17 protein-coding genes are annotated in these 19,301 nt (G+C 72.8%); 3 read left to right on the top strand and 14 right to left on the bottom strand.

Annotated features, from left to right (window positions below):
* Positions 1 to 59: 59 nt before the first annotated feature.
* From ACQEUX_RS07350 to ACQEUX_RS07340, 3 genes are all read right to left on the bottom strand, one after another.
* The gene (locus ACQEUX_RS07350) at positions 60 to 854 is read right to left on the bottom strand and encodes an isocitrate lyase/PEP mutase family protein (RefSeq protein WP_433043145.1); all 795 of its coding nucleotides are present in this window, start codon (positions 852 to 854) and stop codon (positions 60 to 62) included.
* On the bottom strand, positions 851 to 1,885 hold the full coding sequence (locus tag ACQEUX_RS07345; RefSeq protein ID WP_433043142.1) for a cytochrome P450: 1,035 nt from the start codon (positions 1,883 to 1,885) through the stop codon (positions 851 to 853). The genes ACQEUX_RS07350 and ACQEUX_RS07345 overlap by 4 nt, the downstream gene beginning before the upstream one ends.
* 107 nt (positions 1,886 to 1,992) lie before the next feature.
* A complete protein-coding gene (locus tag ACQEUX_RS07340) occupies positions 1,993 to 2,736 on the bottom strand; it encodes an ArsR/SmtB family transcription factor (RefSeq protein ID WP_433043139.1) in 744 nt (247 codons plus the stop codon).
* Positions 2,737 to 2,885: 149 nt separating this feature from the next.
* On the opposite strand from ACQEUX_RS07340, the gene ACQEUX_RS07335 reads away from it, so the two are divergent.
* A complete protein-coding gene (locus tag ACQEUX_RS07335; protein ID WP_433043136.1) occupies positions 2,886 to 5,111 on the top strand; it encodes a family 43 glycosylhydrolase in 2,226 nt (741 codons plus the stop codon).
* A gap of 76 nt (positions 5,112 to 5,187) precedes the next feature.
* Here ACQEUX_RS07335 and ACQEUX_RS07330 read toward each other — a convergent pair whose 3' ends face one another.
* The 9 genes from ACQEUX_RS07330 to ACQEUX_RS07290 all read right to left on the bottom strand — a co-directional run bounded on the left by ACQEUX_RS07330 (position 5,188) and on the right by ACQEUX_RS07290 (position 14,536).
* Complete coding sequence (locus tag ACQEUX_RS07330) at positions 5,188 to 6,483, bottom strand: ABC transporter substrate-binding protein (RefSeq protein ID WP_433043133.1); 1,296 nt, start codon at positions 6,481 to 6,483, stop codon at positions 5,188 to 5,190.
* A gap of 17 nt (positions 6,484 to 6,500) precedes the next feature.
* Positions 6,501 to 7,586, bottom strand: coding sequence for a branched-chain amino acid ABC transporter permease (locus ACQEUX_RS07325; protein ID WP_433043130.1), 1,086 nt, complete (start codon positions 7,584 to 7,586; stop codon positions 6,501 to 6,503).
* Positions 7,587 to 7,597: 11 nt separating this feature from the next.
* Entirely contained in the window at positions 7,598 to 8,482 is an 885-nt protein-coding gene (locus ACQEUX_RS07320) for a branched-chain amino acid ABC transporter permease (protein ID WP_433043127.1), read from the bottom strand.
* A complete protein-coding gene (locus ACQEUX_RS07315) occupies positions 8,479 to 10,320 on the bottom strand; it encodes an AMP-dependent synthetase/ligase (protein ID WP_433043124.1) in 1,842 nt (613 codons plus the stop codon). Before ACQEUX_RS07315 ends, ACQEUX_RS07320 begins: the two co-directional genes overlap by 4 nt.
* Entirely contained in the window at positions 10,317 to 11,096 is a 780-nt protein-coding gene (locus ACQEUX_RS07310; RefSeq protein ID WP_433043121.1) for an ABC transporter ATP-binding protein, read from the bottom strand. The genes ACQEUX_RS07315 and ACQEUX_RS07310 overlap by 4 nt, the downstream gene beginning before the upstream one ends.
* Positions 11,093 to 11,884, bottom strand: a complete 792-nt coding sequence (locus tag ACQEUX_RS07305) for an ABC transporter ATP-binding protein (protein ID WP_433043118.1) — start codon at positions 11,882 to 11,884, stop codon at positions 11,093 to 11,095. Before ACQEUX_RS07305 ends, ACQEUX_RS07310 begins: the two co-directional genes overlap by 4 nt.
* 182 nt (positions 11,885 to 12,066) lie before the next feature.
* Positions 12,067 to 12,576, bottom strand: a complete 510-nt coding sequence (locus ACQEUX_RS07300) for a 2'-5' RNA ligase family protein (protein ID WP_433043115.1) — start codon at positions 12,574 to 12,576, stop codon at positions 12,067 to 12,069.
* 203 nt (positions 12,577 to 12,779) lie between these two features.
* The gene (locus ACQEUX_RS07295) at positions 12,780 to 13,385 is read right to left on the bottom strand and encodes a response regulator transcription factor (RefSeq protein WP_433043112.1); all 606 of its coding nucleotides are present in this window, start codon (positions 13,383 to 13,385) and stop codon (positions 12,780 to 12,782) included.
* Complete coding sequence (locus ACQEUX_RS07290; protein WP_433043109.1) at positions 13,382 to 14,536, bottom strand: sensor histidine kinase; 1,155 nt, start codon at positions 14,534 to 14,536, stop codon at positions 13,382 to 13,384. Before ACQEUX_RS07290 ends, ACQEUX_RS07295 begins: the two co-directional genes overlap by 4 nt.
* 131 nt (positions 14,537 to 14,667) lie before the next feature.
* Between ACQEUX_RS07290 and ACQEUX_RS07285 the strand changes: the two genes are divergently transcribed.
* Positions 14,668 to 15,603, top strand: a complete 936-nt coding sequence (locus ACQEUX_RS07285; RefSeq protein WP_433043106.1) for a hypothetical protein — start codon at positions 14,668 to 14,670, stop codon at positions 15,601 to 15,603.
* A 105-nt stretch (positions 15,604 to 15,708) separates the two neighbouring features.
* The gene (locus tag ACQEUX_RS07280) at positions 15,709 to 17,442 is read left to right on the top strand and encodes a DEAD/DEAH box helicase (RefSeq protein WP_433043103.1); all 1,734 of its coding nucleotides are present in this window, start codon (positions 15,709 to 15,711) and stop codon (positions 17,440 to 17,442) included.
* A 67-nt stretch (positions 17,443 to 17,509) separates the two neighbouring features.
* Here ACQEUX_RS07280 and ACQEUX_RS07275 read toward each other — a convergent pair whose 3' ends face one another.
* Together ACQEUX_RS07275 and ACQEUX_RS07270 are read right to left on the bottom strand one after the other, a co-directional pair.
* Positions 17,510 to 18,670, bottom strand: a complete 1,161-nt coding sequence (locus ACQEUX_RS07275; protein ID WP_433043100.1) for a right-handed parallel beta-helix repeat-containing protein — start codon at positions 18,668 to 18,670, stop codon at positions 17,510 to 17,512.
* Between the two features lie 173 nt (positions 18,671 to 18,843).
* A complete protein-coding gene (locus ACQEUX_RS07270) occupies positions 18,844 to 19,248 on the bottom strand; it encodes a DoxX family protein (RefSeq protein WP_433043097.1) in 405 nt (134 codons plus the stop codon).
* Positions 19,249 to 19,301: the final 53 nt, after the last annotated feature.

Raw genomic sequence — 19,301 nt, 5'->3', positions numbered from 1 at the left:
ACCACCCACCGGCGTGGCCGGCCAGCGCATCACCCACGGTCGAGCGCCGGACGGCACCGTCAGTCGCCGACCGGCACCAGGTGCTGCACCTCGGCGTACGACGGCAGCCCCGCCGGCACGGTGGGCCTGCCGGCGCGGACGGCGTCGGCGGCGGCGACCGCGGCGCCCAGCGCGGCCCGGAACAGCAGGGAGCCGGTGCTGACCCGGGCGACCCCGACCCGACCCAACTCGGTCAGCCCCGGCCCGCCCGGCTGGTACAGCGCGTTCACCGGCGCGTCGAGACGTTCGGTGAGCATCCGTAGCGCGGCCAGGTCGACGGTGCCCGGTACGAAGATCCCGTCGGCGCCGGCCGCCCGGTAGGCACGGGCACGGGCGAGAGCCTCCGGCAGCGGGTCGGCCACCCCGAGCCACCACGCGTCGGTACGCGCGTTGACGAACAGGTCCGGTACCGCCGCCTTCACCGCCGCGACCTTGTCGGCGGTGCATTCCGGCTCGGCGAGGGTGCCGTCCGGGCACCCGTCCTCCAGGTTGATCCCGACCACACCGAGCCCGGCCAGCTCCGCCACGTACCCGGCGACCACCGCCGGATCATCGCTGAACCCGGCTTCGATGTCGACGCTGACCAGCACCGGCAGCTGGGCGAGCCGACGAGCCAGGGCCAGGGTCTCCGCGGCGGTGGCCGCCGCGCCGTCGGGAAGGCCGGCGCTCGCGGCGACCCCGAGGCTGGTGGTCCCGATCGCCGGATGGCCACGCGCGGCGAGCACCGCCGCCGAGGCGTGATCCCAGGCGTTCGGCAGCAGCAGGGGTCGGCCGCTGTGGTGCAGGGCGCGGAACTCCGCACGACGGTCGGTCATCGGACGCTCACCTCCAGGTTGGTCGGAACGCGCAGGGTCGGGTGCGGCTCGTGGCGCAGCGGGGTCGAGGTGCGCCGGCAGCGGTCGAGCAGCACATCGAGCACCCCGGTGGCCAGCGCCAGGGCGTGCCGGTCGCCGGGGCAGCCGCGCTCCCCCGCCCCGAAGGTGAGCAGACCGGCACCGGACCGGCCGGGCCGGAACGTCCCCGGTTCGGCGAACGCCCGTGGGTCACGGTTGGCCGCGTCGAAGCGCAGCAGCACCGGGCTGCCTGCCGGCAGGTTCCGCCCGCCCAGTCGTACCGCGTCGACGGTGACCCGTCGGGTGGCTCGCACCGGCGGGTCGAGGCGCAGCACCTCGGCCAGCAGGGCGGCGGTCCCCACAGCGACCGGCGCGCGCGGGGCGGTCGGGGGCAGCAGGTGCTGTGCTGCGGCGCCGATCAGGCCGGCGGTCGCGTCGCACGTCTGGACCAGCAGACCGATGAGGTTGGCCGGTACCTCCGGTGGGCCCTCCGGTGCGAGCGCCAGCAGCGCCGCCACCGCCCGGTCGGCCCGCGCGGTCAGCGCCGGGTCCACCCCCGGGTGGTACGCCGCGGCGACGACGGCGACCGCCGACGCGGCGGCTGCCGGGTCAGCGAGACCGAGGCGATCGGCCAGCGCCCGCAGTGGCACCGGCCGGGCCAGTTCACGCATCACGTCGACACGGTCCTCGGCGCGGTCGAGAACGTCGACGGTCAGCCGGGCAGCCTCGCGCCGCAGGTCGTCCGGGTCGAGCGCGGCCAGCGCGGTCACCACCATCGCCCGGCGCTCGGCGTGGCGCTGCGGCGGACTGAACCGGCTGACCGAGGCGCGCAGCCAGGCAAGCGTGCCGGGTGGACCGCCGTCGACGGCCGGCACCTGGAAGGCCGGGTTGGTCAGCGCCGCCCGCACGTCGGCGTGCCTCGTGATCCACCAACCGCGCCCCGGTTCGAACGAGGGCGGCGCGCATTGCGGTGTTCCCGGAGCGGGAGCGATGCCAGGCCACGTGTCAGTCACCGCCCGACCGTAGAACCCGAACCCTTCGCCGCCCACCGAACAATGCCGCCACGTCACCGAGATCGTGCTCGATCCAGGATGCGGTGCCGCCGACTGCTGCTGCCGCGTCAGGCTCGGCCGCTGGTGGGTGCCGGGGAAGGGGCGGGGGCGAGGGTGTTGTCGGGGACATCCAGGGTTTCGGCGAGGGCGACGCGGCCGGTGGGGGTGAGACGGATGGCGCGGCCGGCGCCCTGGCTGATCCAGCCCAGATCGGTGAACCGGCGGCAGAGCGCCGCGCCGAGTGCTCCGGCCAGGTGCGGGCGGCGCTCGGTCCAGTCCAGGCAGTCCCGGACCACCGGGCGTCGACCGGTGCGCAGCAGGTACACCGGTACGCCCAGTTCGGTCGCCCACGCCCACCCGTCCGCGGTCAACGCCAACCCGCTGGACCGGTCCAACCGTCCGTCGGCCAGCAGCGCGTCGTACATCAGCACGCCGAGCCGCCCCGCCAGGTGGTCGTAGCAGGTCCGGGCGTACGCCAGGGCGGCGGTGGTGGTCGCCGCGCGCAGCGAGCCGGTCGGCGCGGATGGGGTCGGGGCATGTCCGGCCAGGTGCTCGATCAGCTGGGCCACCGACGGCCCGGCCAGCCGCAGGTAGCGGTGCCGGCCCTGCCGTTCCTCGACCAGCAGCCCACCCCGGACCAGGCGGGTGAGGTGGTCGCTGGCCGTCGACTGGGCGACACCGGCACGGCGGGCCAGCTCACCGGCGGTCCACGCCCGCCCGTCGAGCAGCGCGACGCAGATGCCGGCCCGGGTGCCGTCGGCCAGCAGAGCGGCCAGCTCGGCCATTCCCCGCCCCTCGGTGCCAGCACTCATGGCCCCATCATCGCCCCGACCGTCGGCGCTCCGACCGTCGGGTCCGCCGCCGGTGCCGTCCCATACGGCAGGTGCGAGCCCTTTACAACGTTGTATCTAACGTTGTAGGAACGGAGGGCACACCGCCCACTCCCCCGAGGCAGGTCCACATGCGACACCTTCGCCGCGGCGGCGCGCTCGCCGCCGCGCTCGGTCTGATCCTGGCCACGACCGCGCCCCTACCCGCCGCCGGCTCCGACGGCCCGTCCCGCTACCGCAACCCGATCTCGGTGAACGTGGGCGACACGTTCGCCGACCCGGTCATCGTCCGCGGCGAGGACGGCTTTTGGTACGCCTACGGCACCACCGACCCGCTGCGTGCGGGCGAGCACCAGTTCCACCGCGTGCCCACCGCCCGCTCGGCCGACCTGGTCGACTGGACGTACGTCGGGGACGCGTTCGGCCCCGACCAGCGCCCGCCGTACGCGGCCTCCGGTGCGGCGTTCTGGGCACCTGACGTGCGCCGCGTCGGCGACCGGTGGGTGATGTACGTGACGGTCACCGACACCACCGTCTCCACCGAGGGCAGCGACTACGCCATCGGCGCGGCCACCGCCCCCACCCCGACCGGGCCGTGGACCTTCGCCGCCGATCCGGTCGTCGCCCCCCGCCCCGGCGGTGGCGGCGGCTACCTGTGGACCATCGACCCCAGCCAGTTCACCGACGTCGACGGCCGCGGCTACCTCTACTACGGCAGCTACTACGGCGGCATCTCGGTCACCGAACTCAGCTCGGACGGGCTGAACGCCGTGGGCACACCGACGCAGGTGGCGATCGACAACAGGTTCGAGGGCAGCTACGTGCTGCGCCACGACGGCTGGTACTACCTGTTCGCCTCCACCGCGAACTGCTGCGCCGGCCCGGCCACCGGCTACTCCGTCCAGGTCGGACGCGCGCGCAGCCCACGCGGCCCGTTCACCGACCGCGACGGCGTCGCACTGACCGCGTCCCGGGCCGGTGGCACGCCGGTGCTCACCCAGAACGGCAACCGGTGGATCGGCACCGGGCACAACGGCTTCCTCACCGACCTGTCCGGCCAGGACTGGATCGTCTACCACGCGATCGACCGCGCCGACCCGTACCTCGACGAGCCGTTCGGCATCAACGAACGCCCGATGCTGCTGGACCGGCTGGACTGGATCGACGGCTGGCCGACGGTGAACGCGGGCGCCGGCCCGTCCGAGAGCGCCCGACCGGCACCGGTCACGACCGGTCGGGTGAACGAGAGGTTCGACACCGCCGGGCTGGCCGACTGGCGACGCGAGGCCGGCGAGTGGCGGGTCACCGACGGTCGGCTCGCCGGCAGCGGCGTGCTGACCAGCCGTACCACCGTCGGCGGCGACGTGCGCGCGGAGGCCGACCTGCGGCTGACCGGCGCGGCCGGCGCCGGGCTCACCCTCTCCGGCCGGGTCGAGGTCCGGGTGGACGCGGTCGGCGGCCGCCTCGTCGCCAGCGACGGCCGCCGCCAGGCCAGCACGCCGCTGCCCGCCGGGCTCGACCTGACCGACCCACACAACCTGGCCATCGAGGTACGCGGGCAGCAGCTCATCGCCGAGTTGAGCCCCGCCCGCCTCGGTGACCAGCTCGCCGTGGTGTCGCTGCGGCTGGATCGCCCGGTCGCGGGTCGACCCGGGCTGACCGCCACCGGCGGGCGGGCCGAGTTCGACAACGTCAGCGTCGCCCGGCTGTACCAGCCGGCGAAGCGGGCGGTGCCCGAGCCACGGGTCGGCGCGCCACTGCCGGCGTACTCCGACGAGTTCGGCGACGGGCTGGACGACGACTGGCGGTGGGTACGCGAGGACCCGGCGGCCACCGTCGCCGGCGGCGCGCTGCGCTGGCCGGTGCAGGGCGCCGACCTGACCGGCACCGGCAACACGGCGGGTGTGCTGCTGCGCGACGCCCCGCGCGGCGACTACGTCATCGAGACGAAGGTGACACTCGACGTGGGCGAGGAGACGGTCCGCAACTACCAGCAGGCCGGGCTTGTCGCCTACGTGGACGACGACCGGTTCGCCCGGCTGGCCCAGGTGGCGATCTGGAACACCCGGCAGGTCGAGTACGGCTACGAGCTGCCCTTCGCCGGCCAGCCGGTGTACGGCGGCAGCATCGTCGGCACCCCGGCCACCACCACCTGGCTGCGGCTGGCGCACCACGTCGACCCGGCCACCGGGGAGCACGAGCTCCGGGCCGGCTCCAGCCGGGACGGGCGGAGCTGGACGTGGGGTGCGGTGTGGACCTTCCCGGCCGACACCACTCCCCGGATCGGGCTGGTCGCGCACGGCGGCGCCGAACCGCCGGTCACCGCCGAGTTCGACTACCTGCGCTTCTACCGCTGACGCGGGTGTGAACCTGGACGGCCCGGATGCGTGGCATCCGGGCCGTCCCGATCGGGGCGAGCGGCCCGCCCGACGGTCAGAGCTTCTCGTAGCAAGGGCGATCCAGGGTGTAGGCCTGCGCGGTCGGGCCGGTGAACAGGTCGCGGACCTGGCTGACGCCGGTCGGGGACGCCTGGTCCGGCTTGTACACCGAGGTGACCCGCAGCGCCCCGTCGTTCGGGCCGGCCGCGTAGTTGCCCGCGCTGGCCGGCAACATGCCCTCGTAGTCCACCGAGCTCAGCGACGTGACGGCCTTGAGCAGCCCCGCACGGGTCAGGTCACCGTCGGCGACGGCCTTGGTCAGCGCGGCCTTCATCGGGTACGACCAGACCCAGCCGGAGGTGTAGCCGTCGTTCGGGGTCACCCCCAGCAGCGCGTCGCGTAGCGCCCGGTGCCCCGGGGTGTCGCTGCTCCAGGTGTTCCACGGGGCGGTCTGCTCGTAGCGGGCGAGCAGCGCCGGGGCGGCCGGGCTCTGCAACAGCGCCGGGTTCCAGGTGGGGCTGGTGCCGATGAACCGGCCGGCGAAACCGCGCGCCGCGGCCTGCCCGACGATGGTGGCCGCGTCGGCGGGGCCCATGGTCAGCACCACCACGTCCGGCTTGCCGGCCAGGATGGCCTGGATCGCGCCGGCCTGTTTGTCCGCGCCCGAGTCGGTCTTCACCGCGTTGAAGCTGAGCCCGAGGGCCTGCGCGCCGAGCTTCGCGCCCGCCGCCGCGTCGTCGCCGTAGTCACCGGCCAGGTGCACGGCCATGACCGACTTCGGGGCGTACGCCTCCTTGGCGTAGTCCAGCGCGTTCATCGACTCGATGCAGTAGTTGGCGCCGGACTCGACGATGACGTCCTCGAAGGCGTAGCCGGAGGTCCAGGCGGCTGGGGCGGCGATCACGTTGTTGGCCTTCATGTCGGCCAGGATCGCGCCGGTCGTCGGCGAGCCCAGGCTCTGCGCCAGCGCCAGCACGTTCGGTTTGATCTCCTGGTACACCTGGTTGTGGGTCTGCGGGTTGTACTTGTTGTCCCGCACGTACCGGGTCACGTCAATTTCGTGGTCGCCGATGCCGCCGGCCGCGTTCACCCGCTTCCAGAACGCCTTCTGCGCGTCGGTGATCGGCACGGCCAGGGCCCGGAACGGGCCCTCGGTGAGGTCGGAGATGATCCCCAGGTAGATGCAGCCCTTGTTCTTGTCGACCGCCTCGGGGCACGGCTCGGCGGTGACCCCCACGTCGGTCTTCAGCCCGGAGGCGTCGGTGGTGGCGTCGCCACCGCGACACCCGGTCAGCGCGCCGGCCAGCAGGACGGCGGCCAGCACGGCGGCGGAGGTCCGGTGTCTTCTCATGGCTTCCTCGCATCGGGTCAGTAGGAGAACGGCCACGCCTTCCAGTAGCCGCGGACGCGGACCCAGATGCCGAACAGCCCGCGCGGCTCGAAGATGAGGAAGACGATGATGAGTACGCCGTAGAGGACCGTCTCCACCTGGAAGACGTTCGGCACCTCGTTCGGCTGGGTGCTGATGAACGGCACCCACGCCTGCACCTCCCGGGTGAGCCGGGGCAGCAGGGTGATGAAGAACGCCCCGGCGATGGCGCCGGAGATGGTGCCCGCGCCGCCGATCAGCACCATGGCGATGTACTGCACCGACAGCAGCAGGCTGAACGTGCCCGGGTCGAAGAATCCGGTGATGGTGTACAGCAACGCTCCGGCGCAGCCGGCGTACGCCGACGAGACCGCGAACGCGATCGTCTTGTAGCGGACCAGGTTCACCCCGATCACCCCGGCGGCGATGTCCCGGTCGCGGATCGCGGTGAAGGCCCGCCCGACCCGGGACCGGGCCAGGTTGCGGGCGGCCAGGGCGAACACCAGCAGCAGACCCAGCATCAGCCAGTACAGCTTCTGGTCGCGGGTGGCGACCGCGTCGGTGACGGCGAGGGGGTGGCCGAGGAACTCCAGGGTGGCCGCCGGTCGGCCGACACCGGCGCCGCCGGTCACCGCCGACCACTCGTTGAAGATGTGCTGGCCGATGAAGACCAGGCCGAGGGTGACGATGGCCAGGTAGAGCCCCCGCAGCCGGGTGGCCAGCGGCGCGACCAGCACGCCGGCGAGCGCGGCGACCGCGCCGGCGGCCGGCAGCCACAGGGCGATGTCGGTGACACCGAAGCCGAGTACCCGCCCGTCCGGGTCGCCGCTGAGTACCGCCGCGGTGTACGCGCCGACGCCCAGGAAGAACGCGTGCCCCAGCGAGACCTGCCCGGCGTACCCGGTGACCAGGCCCAACCCGATCGCGCCGATCGCCGCCACACAACCGACCGCGAGCAGTTGCAGCAGGTCGTCGGCGAGCAGGAAGGGCAGCGCGACGGCCAGCACCAGCAGCACCGACGTCCACGCCCGTTTGGCCGGGGTGTCCAGCAGCGCCAGGTCCTGCGCGTACGAGGTGCGCAACAACGGCCGGTTCCTCAAACCCGTTCCACCTCCCGGGTGCCGAACAGCCCGTACGGGCGGACCAGCAGCACGACCAGCATCAGCAGGTACGGGGTGATCACCGACACGTTGCCGCCCAGCCAGCCGATGTCGTTGGCGTACGTGGCGGTGAGTTCCTGCAGGACACCCACGGCGAGCCCGCCGACGACCGCGCCGGGCAGCGAGTCCAACCCGCCCAGGATGATCACCGGCAGAGCGGTGAGCGCGATCAGCCACAGTGCGCCGTCGACGCTGCCACCGGCGGCGGCGAAGGTGCCGGCGACCGCGGCGAGCCCGCCCGCGAGCGCCCAGCTGACCGCGAAGACCCCACCGACGGAGACCCCGTTGGCCAACGCCGCCTCCTGGTCGAGCGCGGCGGCCCGCATGGCCAGCCCGGTGCGGCTGAACCGGAAGAACGCGAACAGCCCGGCCACCAGCAACGCGGTGGCGAGCAGCGCGGCGAGGTGGCGTTGCTGCACCTCGACCGGGCCGAGCGCGAGTGTCCGCAGCCCCCACGGGTCGCCGACGTGGCGTACGTCCAACCCGATGAACGCGTTGACCACCACCCGGACGGCGACGTCCACGCCGAGGGTGATGATGGCGACGACGAACGCCGGCCGGCCGACCATCGGGCGCACCGCCGCGCGTTCCACGCCGAGCGCGAGCAGCCCGGTGAGCAGGGCGGCGGCCGGCACCGCGGCCCAGAAACCGATCGCCGGGCTGAGGTAGGTGACCCCGACGACGCCGGCCAGCATGAACGCCGGCTGGGCGAAACTGATCACCCGGGTGGCCTTGTAGATGATGACGAAGCCGAGCGCCAGCAGGGCGTAGACGCTGCCGGTGCCGAGCCCGCGCAGCAGGCTCTCGATCAGCTCGCTCACCGGTCACCGCCGGGTACGTACAGCTCGTCGACCAGGTCGGCGAAGCGGGTGGTGACAGCCTCCCGGCGGACCTTCTGGGTGGCGGTCAGCTCCCCGTCGTCCTCGTCCAACTCGCGGGGCAGCAGCCGGAAGCGCCGGACCTGCTCCACCGGCGGGTGCCGGCCGTTGACCTCGTCCACCACCGACCGGATCAGGGCCACCACCTCCGGCTTCGCGCTGAGGTCGCGGTAGGTGGTGTAGGCCAACCGCCGCCGCAGCGCCCACTGCCCCACCGTGTCCACCTCGATGCCGATCAGCGCGGCCAGGTGGGGGCGGCGGTCGCCGATCAGGATGGCCTCCTTGACGTACGGAGACGTCTTGAGCTCGTTCTCGATCGCCGCCGGGCCGATGTTCTTGCCACCGGCCGTGATCATGATGTCCTTCGCCCGGCCGGTGATCCGCACGTGCGTGCCGTCCACCCACTCGCCGATGTCGCCGCTGCGCAGCCACCCGTCGGCGGTGAGCACCTCGGCGGTGGCGGCCGGGTCGTCCAGGTAGCCGGCGAAGACCCCGGGATGTCGGGTGAGGATCTCCCCGGTCGCCTCGTCGATGCGCAGCTCGACGCCGTCCTGCGGCTCACCCACGGTGCCGAGCTTCACCCGGCCGGGACGATTGCCGGTGGCGATCGCCGAGTTCTCCGTCATGCCGTACACCTCGTGCATCGGCACCCCGATGCCCATGAAGAACCGCAGCACCTCCGGGGCGATCGGCGCCGCCCCGGACGCCGCGTAGCGGACCCGGCGGACGCCGATCCGCTCGCGCAGCGCCCGGTAGCAGAACACCCAGCCGACGGCGTACGCCAGTCGTGTCGAGAGGGTGTGCCGGCCGCCGGTCGCGACCAGGCGGGCGCCGATGCGGTCGGAGACGCGCAGCCAGAACCGGGTGACGGCCCGCTTCACCGGGGACGCGGCGGCCACCCGGATGGTGACGGTGGCGAGGATCTTCTCCCAGATCCGCGGCACCCCGAACAGCAGCGTCGGCTGCACCTCGCGCAGGTTCGCCGGCACGGTGGCGATCGACTCGGCGAAGTTGACCTGCACCCCACCGCCGGCCGTGCACCAGGTGGTGAAGACCCGCTCGGCGACATGACACAGCGGCAGGTACGACAGCACCAGGTCGTCCGGGCCCGGCGGCGGATCGGCCAGGCCGACTCCGGCGGTGGCGGTACGCAGGGCGAAGTCCACGTTGGCCACCGTCAGCATGGCGCCCTTGGGCCGACCGGTGGTGCCGGACGTGTAGACCAGCGTGGCCAGGTCGTCGCCGGTGGCGGCGGCCATCAGCGTGGGCAGCGCGTCCGGGTGCGCGGCGCGGTGGGCGGCACCCCGGGCGAGGAAGGTGTCCCAGTCCAGCAGTGCCGGGTGCCGGTAGCGGCCCCGCACGCCGCGTGGTTCGAGGTAGACGACGGTGATCAGGGCGGGGCAGTCGGCGAGCACGGCGAGCGCCTTGTCGACCTGCTCCTGGTCCTCGGCGATCAGCACGCGGGCGCCGCTGTGGGCCAGCAGGTAACCCACGTCGCCGGCCGGGCTGGTCGGGTAGAGGCCCACGGTGACCGCGCGCACCGCCACGGTCGCCACGTCGGTCCAGAGCCACTCCCGTCGGTTGTCGGCCAGGACGGCGACCCGTTCCCCCGGTGCGACACCCAACGCCAGCAGCCCGTGCGCCACGGTCCGCACGGTGTCCCAGGAGGACTCCCAGGTCACCTCCTGCCAGACGCCGCGGATCTTCTCCCGCAGCGCGACCCGGCGCGGGGTGTCGCGGGCGTGGTCGCGTACCCGGGTGGCGATCGTGGTGGCCGTCACGCCCGGCTCACCTCCCCCAGGTACGCCCGCAGGACGTCGGGGTGGGTCTGGATCTCGGCCGGTGTGCCGGTGGCCACCGGTTGACCGAAATCGACCACCAGCACCCGGTCGGCGAGGTCCATCACGAGGCCCATGTCGTGCTCGACCAGCACGATCGGGATGCCCAACTCCTCGCGGACGTCGAGGATGTAGCGGGCCATGTCCTCGGTCTCCTCGAGGTTCATCCCACCGACCGGCTCGTCGAGCAGCAGCAGTTTCGGTTCCATGGCCAGGGCGCGGCCCATCTCGACGCGCTTCTGCACCCCGTACGGCAGCAACCCGACCGGCATCCGGCGCCACTGCTCCAGCTCCAGGAACTCGACGATCTCCTCCACGGCGGCGCGGGCGGCCAGCTCGGCCCGCCGGGCCCGGCCCCACCAGGCGATCGCGGCGAGGGTGCCATAGCGCAGGTGGTGGTGTCGGCCGAGCAGCAGGTTCTCCAGGACGGTGAGGTTGGCGAACAGCTCGACGTTCTGGAACGTGCGGGCCAGCCCGAGGGCGGCGATCTCGTGTGGTCGCCGGCCGATCAGGTCGACGCCGTCGAAGACGACGCGGCCGGCCTGCGGCCGGTAGACCCCGGAGAGGACGTTGAACACGGACGTCTTGCCGGCGCCGTTGGGCCCGATCACGGCGAACAGCTCCCCACGGCCGACGGTGAAGCTCACCCCGTCCACCGCCCTGACGCCGGCGAAGCTGAGCTGGACGTCGGTGAAACGCAGGATCACGTCATCCGTCACGACAACCACCGCTTCCGTCGCCGGTAGTGCTTCACGTCGCGAAACGATCGCCGCCCGGCATCTGCGCCAGCGTGCAGACCGAGGTAGAACTCCCGCACGTCGTCGTCGGCGAGCAGTTGGGCGGCCGGCTTGTCCAGCACCACCCGCCCGGTCTCCAGCACGTAGCCGTGCGCGGCGACGGAGAGCGCCATGGCGGCGTTCTGCTCGACCAGCAGCACGGCCGTGCCGGCCTCGTTGATCCGGACGATCAGCTCGCGGACCTGCTCGACCATCCGCGGGGCCAGCCCGAGGCTGGGCTCGTCGAGCAGCAGGTAGCGCGGCCCGGCCATCAGCGCCCGGCCCATGGCCAGCATCTGCTGCTCGCCGCCGGAGAGGTAGCCGGCGGCCCGGCGCCGACGCTCGGCCAGCACGGGAAAGAGCGTGAACACCTCGTCCAGCCGGGCCGGGATGCGGCGCGGGTCGGTGTGTCCGCCGAGGCGCAGGTTCTCCTCGACGGTCAGCTCGCCGAAGATCCGCCGGCCCTCCATCACCTGGCCGACGCCTCGGCGGACGATCGCGGCGGGGCGCAGCCGGTGCAGCGGCTCACCGTCCAGGGTGACCTCACCCAGGACCACCGCGCCGTGGTGGATGTCGAGCAGGCCGGTGATCGCCCGCAGCAGGGTGGTCTTGCCGGCACCGTTCGCGCCGAGCAGCGCGACGATCCCACCCGGCGGGACGGTGATGCTCAGGCCGCGCAGGACCAGCATCACGTCGTCGTAGACGACCTCGAGGTTGCGCACCTGCAGCATGGCCGGCGCTCCCGGGGGCTCACTGTGGCGTGCGCCACAAGTTACCGGCCATTTAACTACGTGGAACGTCCCGGCAATAGATCAGAACGGGTGGATCTCTCGGAGCGTTATCCGATCGTCGCGGTCAACCCCGCACCGCGGTAGTTGCGCGAAGCCTGCCCGGCCGGAGCGGCGCGCAGGCGCTATCCGAGGGTGGTCACTGTTCGATCCGTGCCGTCGTAGCTGCGAGCCGCGACGAACGCGCCCGTCGGCCGCTGCCCACCAGCGACGGCCCGGGCCAGCCGCAGATCCGCGTTACGAAACCGCAGCGCCAGGCTCAGGTGCGGCACCCACGCACCCGGCGCGTGCCACGCGCGGTGCCCGTCAGCGGAGGCGAGGACGTCCCAGACGGCGGTGTGCAGCGCGGTCAACGCCGGCGTGGATCGCACCAGCCAGACCAGCGGGGCACTGCCGTCGAGGACGACGACCCGGTCGAGCGTCACCGGCACCGGCAGCGCGGCGTCGAACAGCTCGGCCAGACGGCGCTCGACCCCGAGCGGAAACTCGTCCACCGCGGCGAGGGTCAGGTGCGGCCGGTTGGTCGGATGGATGTTGCGGGCCAGGCTGGGCAACCCGGCGGCCGCCAGACGATCCCAGACCGCCCGGACCGCGACCTCCAAGCCGGGCGAGCAGACCAGTTCCACGGTACGCACGGGCCCACGCTAGCCGGACGGCCCGCGCCACCACGAAAGATCAAAGCCGAGTCGCTGCCCATCTTTGCAGCAGATTGGGAGACGAGGGGCTGACTGACGGTCTGCGTTGGCTCCCGGCGGCCGTGCCCGATCGCCGTCGGGTTGCGAGTGCCCGGAAGGCGGGGACGTCCACCAGGTGAGGCGTCGCCGCTGCCCGACGAGGGTCAGAGCCAGCCGTTGTCCCGGGCGGTGCGGACCGCCTCGGCCCGGTCGACCGCGCCGAGCTTCTGTACGGCGGCGGAGAGGTGGTTGCGGACGGTGCCGGTGGACAGGTGCACCCGACGGGCGATCACCGCGACCGGGGCACCGACCTCGGCCAGCCGCAGTGTCTCCAGTTCCCGAGGGGTCAGCGGGCACGGTGGCAGCGTCAGCGCGTCGGCGGCCAGCGACGGGTCGACGTACCGGCCTCCGGCGTGGACCCGGCGGATCACGTCGGCGAGCGCGCCACCCGGCGAACCCTTGGGCAGGAACCCTCGGGCGCCGGCGGTCAGCGCCTGGCGGAGGTGCCCCGGACGGCCGTGGCCGGTCAGCACGACCACCGCGCACTCCGGTCGGACGCGGGTCAGCTCGGCGGCTACCGCGATGCCGTCCAGGCCGGGCATCTCCAGGTCCACCACCGCCACGTCCGGGCGGTGCGCCAGTGCCGCGGTGACCGCCGTCGGCCCGTCGGCGGCGTGCGCCACCACCTCGATGTCCGGTTCCAGGCCGAGCAGCGCGGCGACCGCGACCCGGATCAGGTCCTCGTCGTCGGCGAGCAGAACGCGGATCACGACGCCACCGGCACGATGGCCTCAAGGGTGAACACCGCGTCCTTCCGGCGTGTGCGCAACTCGCCCCCGGCAGCGGCGAGCCGGTCGGCCAGCCCGCGCAGGCCGTGGCTGTGCGCGTCCGGGCCACGGTCGTCGGCACCGTCGTTGGTCACCGTCATCCTGGCCACGTCGTCCTCCCGGTCGATGCGGATCCGGCACCAGTCGGCCCGGCTGTGCCGCAGCACGTTGGTGCCCGCCTCGCGCAGCACCGCCGCCAGCTCGGCGGCGACGGGCTGCGGCAGGTCCGCTGGTGGCGGTAGGACCGTGCACCGCACCCCGCTGGAGCGCAGCACACCCACCAACGCCGCCAACTGTTCGCCGAGGTCGACGGCCCGGTAACCGTGCACGGTCTCCCGTACCTCGGTCAGCGCGGACGCGGCCAACCGCTGCACCTCGGCGGCTTCCCGCCCGGCCCGTTCCGGGTCGACCGGGGCGAGCCGGGCGGCGAGTTCCGCCTTCAACGCGATCACCGTGAGGCTGTGCCCCAGCACGTCGTGCACGTCACGGGCGAAGCGCAGCCGCTCCTCGGCGGCGGCCAGCCGGACCTGGGCGGCCTGACCCTGCCGCGCCTCCACGAGCAGGCCCCAGAACCAGACCTGGAATCCGTTGACGGCGGCGACGCCCACCCCGACCCCGCCGGTCACGGCGAGGTGGCGCGGAACGGAACCGCCGGTCCACAGGGCGACCCCGACCGCCACCAACAGGACGCCGGCCGCCAACGCCAGCGCGGTCCGCAACCGCACCAGCAGCGGCGTCATGCCGATCAGTGCCGCACCGAGCCAGGCCCAGGTGGGCCACCTGCCGGCCGCCACCGGACCGACCAGTGGCACGGTCAGCACCGCCACCGCGGCCAGGCCCAGCTCGGCGCGGCGCCGCCAGCGCGGGTGGAGCCACGGCGTCACGGCCGCGTACAGCACTGCGGTCTGCGCGATCACGAAGGCGAGGATGCCGACCGCGCCGAGCGTCACCCGGCCCCGGTCGGGCTCGTGGGACAGGCCGACCGCCGGTAACAGGACGCTCGCCCAGACACCGGTGGCCAGGGACAACAGCGTCGCCTGCCGGGCGCGGTGCAGCCGGCGGTCCGCCCGGGGAGTCACCGCCTCGCTCGCCACGCACCGATCCTAGGACCGCCCCGCGCATGGTCCACCCCTGCGAACCGTCACGGTTCAACCGTGCGGCCCGCACGATTTCCGGTGACGAGCGGGTCTGCCCGCCGCGCCGGGGAAGCCGGCAGGGTCGAGGCATGGAAAAGACACAGATGTACGCGGACAGCGCCGCCGTACCGTCAGCCGGGCCGCTGCCGACCGACCAGCCTGCGCCCCCGGGCCCAGCGTCCCTGGCCACGGTGCCCGCGGCACCGATCGGCGCGGCGCCGGCCGGTGGCACGCGGCGGCTGCTGTGGCATCTCGGCGAGATGGCGCTGGCGATGATCGCCGGGATGCTGCTGCTCGGACCGGTGTGGGACGCGGCCGGCCCCCCACTGGGGCTCGCCGGGACGTTGGGCCGGCCGGACGTTGCCGCGCTGGTGATGGCCACGAACATGACCGTCGGGATGACGGTGTGGATGCGCTATCGGGCGCACCACTGGCGTGGGGTCGCCGAGATGGCCGCGGCGATGTACGTGCCGTTCCTGCTGCTGCTCGTGCCGTTGCGGGCGGGCCTGCTGGATGCCGACGCCCTGATGCTCGGCGGTCATCTGCTGATGGTGCCGGCCATGGTGCTGGTGGCGGTGCGCCATCGGCACGAGACGCCGGCGGTGATACACCGGCATCCGGCCGTGGTGGCGCTCGCCCGCCGCTGGCCGACCGGGCTGGCGCTGCTGATGACCGTGGACATGTGGGTCGACCCGGGGGTGCTCAGCCCGTGGACGATGCTGGTGCTGCCCGGCGGCTACCTGCTGATCGGCGTGGCCCGCCGGACCCTGCGCGGGCCGGGTGTGCTCGCGACCCAACTCGCCGGTCTGGCCGCCTGGGTCGCCCTGACGCTGGTCGCCGTCGCGGTCGGCGGGCGGACGGCCGCGTGGCTGGTGGCGTTCGGGTGGCTGGCGCACGCCGGCTGGGACCTGGTGCACCACCGCACCGGCCGGGTGGTGCCGCGCGGCTACGCCGAGTGGTGCGTGGTGCTCGACGTGGCCCTCGCCGCGGTGATGGTGCTGGCCATCCTGACCACCGGCGGCTGACCGAGAGGTCGCCGGCAGATCGTGAGCGACGGCAGCACGGCCTCTGGGACGGTACTTGTGGCGGTCGGCGCAACGGCCCGGACGGCGTGATGAAAGGCTTGGCACATGAGTTCCGCACCTGCACAGCACGACGCACCGACCGACACCACCCCCGACGGCACCGACGAGGCGAGCGCCTTCACGGACCTCGGGCTGCGCGCCGAACTGCTGGGCGCGCTGGCCGCCCTCGGTTACGAGGAGCCGACCCCCATCCAGCGGGAGGCGATCCCGCCGCTGCTGGAGGGTCGGGACCTGCTGGGTCAGGCGGCCACCGGCACCGGCAAGACGGCGGCGTTCGCGCTGCCGCTGCTGAACCTCATGGAGGCACACCGCCAGGGCGGCGACCCGATGGCGCTGGTGCTGGTGCCGACCCGCGAGCTGGCGGTGCAGGTGTCCGAGGCGTTCCACCGCTACGGTAAGGACCTGGGCGCGCGGGTGCTGCCGATCTACGGTGGGCAGCCGATCGGGCGGCAGCTGCGGGCACTGGACAGCGGCGTCGACGTGGTGGTGGCCACCCCGGGCCGTGCCCTCGACCACATCGCCCGGGGCACCCTGCGTCTGGGTGGGCTGGCCACGGTGGTGCTCGACGAGGCCGACGAGATGCTCGACATGGGCTTCGCCGAGGACATCGAGGCGATCCTGGAGCACGCCCCGGCGCAGCGTCAGACGGTGCTCTTCTCGGCCACCATGCCGTCGCGCATCGACGGGATGGCCCGCCAACACCTGCGTGAGCCGGTCCGGATCGAGATCGGCCGGGAGCAGCAGGTCGCGGGTGAGGCGCCCCGGGTCCGGCAGAGCGCGTACATCGTGACGCGGGCGCACAAGCCGGCCGCGTTGGGCCGGGTGTTGGACGTGGAGTCCCCGACCGCGGCGATCGTTTTCTGCCGCAGCCGGGAGGAGGTCGACCGGCTGACCGAGACGATGAACGGCCGGGGCTACCGCTCCGAGGCGCTGCACGGTGGCATGAGCCAGGAGCAACGCGACCGGGTGATGAGCCGGTTGCGGGCGGGCACCGCCGACCTGCTGGTGGCCACCGACGTGGCGGCCCGCGGGTTGGACGTCGAGCAGCTGACCCACGTGGTCAACTACGACGTGCCGTCGGCTCCGGAGTCGTACGTGCACCGGATCGGCCGGGTGGGCCGCGCGGGCCGCGAGGGCGTGGCGATCACCCTCGCCGAGCCGCGTGAGCACCGGATGCTCAAGACCATCGAGCGGGTGACCGGCCAGCGGATCACCATCGACAAGATCCCCACGGTGGCGGACATGCGTACCCGCCGGTTGGAGCTGACCCAGGCGGCGCTGCGGGAGAGCCTGCTGGAGGACGACCTCGACCCGTTCCGGGTGATCGTGGAGACGCTGACCGACGAGTTCGACCTGATGGAGGTCGCCCTCGCCGCCGTGAAGCTGGCCCACGAGGTGGCGTCGCCGGGCTCCGACGACGAGGAGGAGATCCCGCAGATTCCGGTACGCGGGCCCCGCGAGGGTCGACCGGAGGCCGGCGGCCGGGGCGGCGACCGGCGGGGCGGGGGGCGGCCACGCTCGGGTGGCGGCAACACCGTGCAGGTGTTCGTCGGCCTGGGCCGGCGCGCCGGGGTGCGCCCGCAGGATCTGGTCGGCGCGATCACCGGGGAGACCGGGATCCGCGGCCGGGACATCGGCTCGATCGAGATCGCCGACCGCTTCTCGCTGGTGGAGGTGCCACAGGGGGTGGCCGACGAGGTGATCTCCGGTTTGCGCTCCAGCACGATCAAGGGCCGCAAGGCAACCGTGCGGCGCGATCGCGGGGGCGACGAGCGCTGAGCACGCCGCCGGCGACCGCCGTGGTACGACGGTCGCCGGCAGCGGGTGCGCACTCCGCCCGCCGGTTCTACTCGATGTTCCCGCTGACCACGTTGTTCGCGCCGACAAGCGACATGCCGCCGGAAGCATGGTCGAAGGCACGCATCACGTTGTTGCTGACGATCCAGTTGTTGCTGGTGCCGACGGTCACGAGCGGCCGGTCCTGCTGGCGGGGAGTCGTATCGGAGTAGATCTGGTTGCCGATCACCTGGCACATCCCGGAATCGCCGCCGCGGATGCCGTTCTCGCCATTCTCGTGGATCTCGAGACCCATGACCCGAGTGCGTACGGACGAATAGATGCCGATGCCGTTGGAGGCGTTACGCCACAGCCGGCCGCCAATGAACTGGTTGCCCCAGACCTCCCAGAGGTCGACTCCGTTCCCGGTGCCGCCCGTGCCGTTCGACTCGAGGTAGACGTTCTGGAAGATGTTCCGGTGAGCGCTGTTACGCAGTTCGACGCCGCTGCCGACGCATCCCCACACGTGGAGGTTGTCGAACATGCACGCGCCGTCGTGCAGTCGTAACCCGGTCTGGCATTCACCGATCCAGACGTTCAGGAACTCGTTGTCGTAGGCCCAGGCGTTCACGAAGATGCCGATGCCGACGCCGTCCTCGATACTGATGTCGGTGATCTTGTTCCCGTGGGCGCTCGTGCTCTCACCCGTACCGACGAACTCGATGGCGTGACTGCCGGAGTTGCTGAAGTGCAGGTGGTGGAAGGTCGACCGGGGGCGACGGACGGTCAGTAGCACGCCCGAGGTCCGCTTGCCGTAGAAGTGCACGTTGGAGATCTGGTTGTACGTGCCTGTCGAGATCAGGCGACCGGTGTAACCCGGAGCCGGCTGAATGATCGCCGCGCCGATGTTCTCCCCGGTCCAGGTCAGGCTCGTCGGGAACACGATCTCCGATCCGAGGCCGAGTCTGCCCACCGGCTGGAAGATCTCCCCGCCCTCGGATGGCAGCAGACTCAGCGCGGCGGCGACCTTCGCCGACTCGTCACTGCCGTCGAGCAGGCAGTCGACCCTGGGGTCGCGCAGACTGAGCGCGCCCTCGCGTACCGTGACCGTCCCGGTCGGTTCCGCCCTCACCGGGGTGGCCAGCGTCGTCGCGACCGCGGCGCCCGCGCCGCCGGCGAAGAGCGCCCGCCGTCCGAACCCCCGTCCCGCTGATCCTGGCCGTTTCGGCACAACCGGCGCAACGGTACCGGATACATCCCCGATCGATTCCATATTCTCTCCCCGCTGTGTGACGACGTCGAGCAGCGGGGAGACTCTATAGTCGATCATCGACGCGAGGGGCCGGTGTGACGGGCACCACGTATGAACACGTCACCGGGTAGGACGGTCGCGGGCCGTGCGGATCAGAGGGGGTACGGGCCGAACCGGCCCCACGCCACCACCGCGGCGAGGACGAGCAGCACCACGCAGGCTACGGCCCCCTGCGTCTCGAGGCGGCGCCGCTCCGGCGCGGTCTCCGTCTTGACGCGGCGCAGGTGCACCCTGATTCCGCCGACCATGACGATGACCAGCCCGACCGCGGCGAGGGGGGTGAGCACGGTGGCGATGTCGGTGAGCGGGGGCAGCACCAGCCCGACGGCCGCCAGCAGCTCGACGGCGCCGAGCGCCTTGACCTGGGTCGGCGGGACCGGGTCCACCCAGGTCATCCGGTCGCGCAGTCTCTCCTTGGGCTGGGTCAGCTTGGTCACGCCGGCGCCGGCGAAGACAGCAGCGAGCAGGATCTGGATGATCCAGAGCACCACGTTCACAAGCTTTCCTCCAGGGGGTCGCCTCGCGGCGGAGAGGTAGTTGAGGATTCAAG

This window comes from Micromonospora sp. CA-259024 (assembly GCF_050936255.1).
GTDB lineage: Bacteria > Actinomycetota > Actinomycetes > Mycobacteriales > Micromonosporaceae > Micromonospora.
Note: the sequence above shows the minus strand (reverse complement) of the source record. Positions and strands in the feature narration are given on the sequence as shown.

Coding starts and splice junctions, on each gene's coding strand:
- ACQEUX_RS07350 (WP_433043145.1), bottom strand. CDS start 854: ATGACCGACCGTCGTGCGGAGTTCCGCGCCCTGCACCACAGCGGCCGA.
- ACQEUX_RS07340 (WP_433043139.1), bottom strand. CDS start 2,736: ATGAGTGCTGGCACCGAGGGGCGGGGAATGGCCGAGCTGGCCGCTCTG.
- ACQEUX_RS07335 (WP_433043136.1), top strand. CDS start 2,886: ATGCGACACCTTCGCCGCGGCGGCGCGCTCGCCGCCGCGCTCGGTCTG.
- ACQEUX_RS07330 (WP_433043133.1), bottom strand. CDS start 6,483: ATGAGAAGACACCGGACCTCCGCCGCCGTGCTGGCCGCCGTCCTGCTG.
- ACQEUX_RS07305 (WP_433043118.1), bottom strand. CDS start 11,884: ATGCTGCAGGTGCGCAACCTCGAGGTCGTCTACGACGACGTGATGCTG.
- ACQEUX_RS07285 (WP_433043106.1), top strand. CDS start 14,668: ATGGAAAAGACACAGATGTACGCGGACAGCGCCGCCGTACCGTCAGCC.
- ACQEUX_RS07280 (WP_433043103.1), top strand. CDS start 15,709: ATGAGTTCCGCACCTGCACAGCACGACGCACCGACCGACACCACCCCC.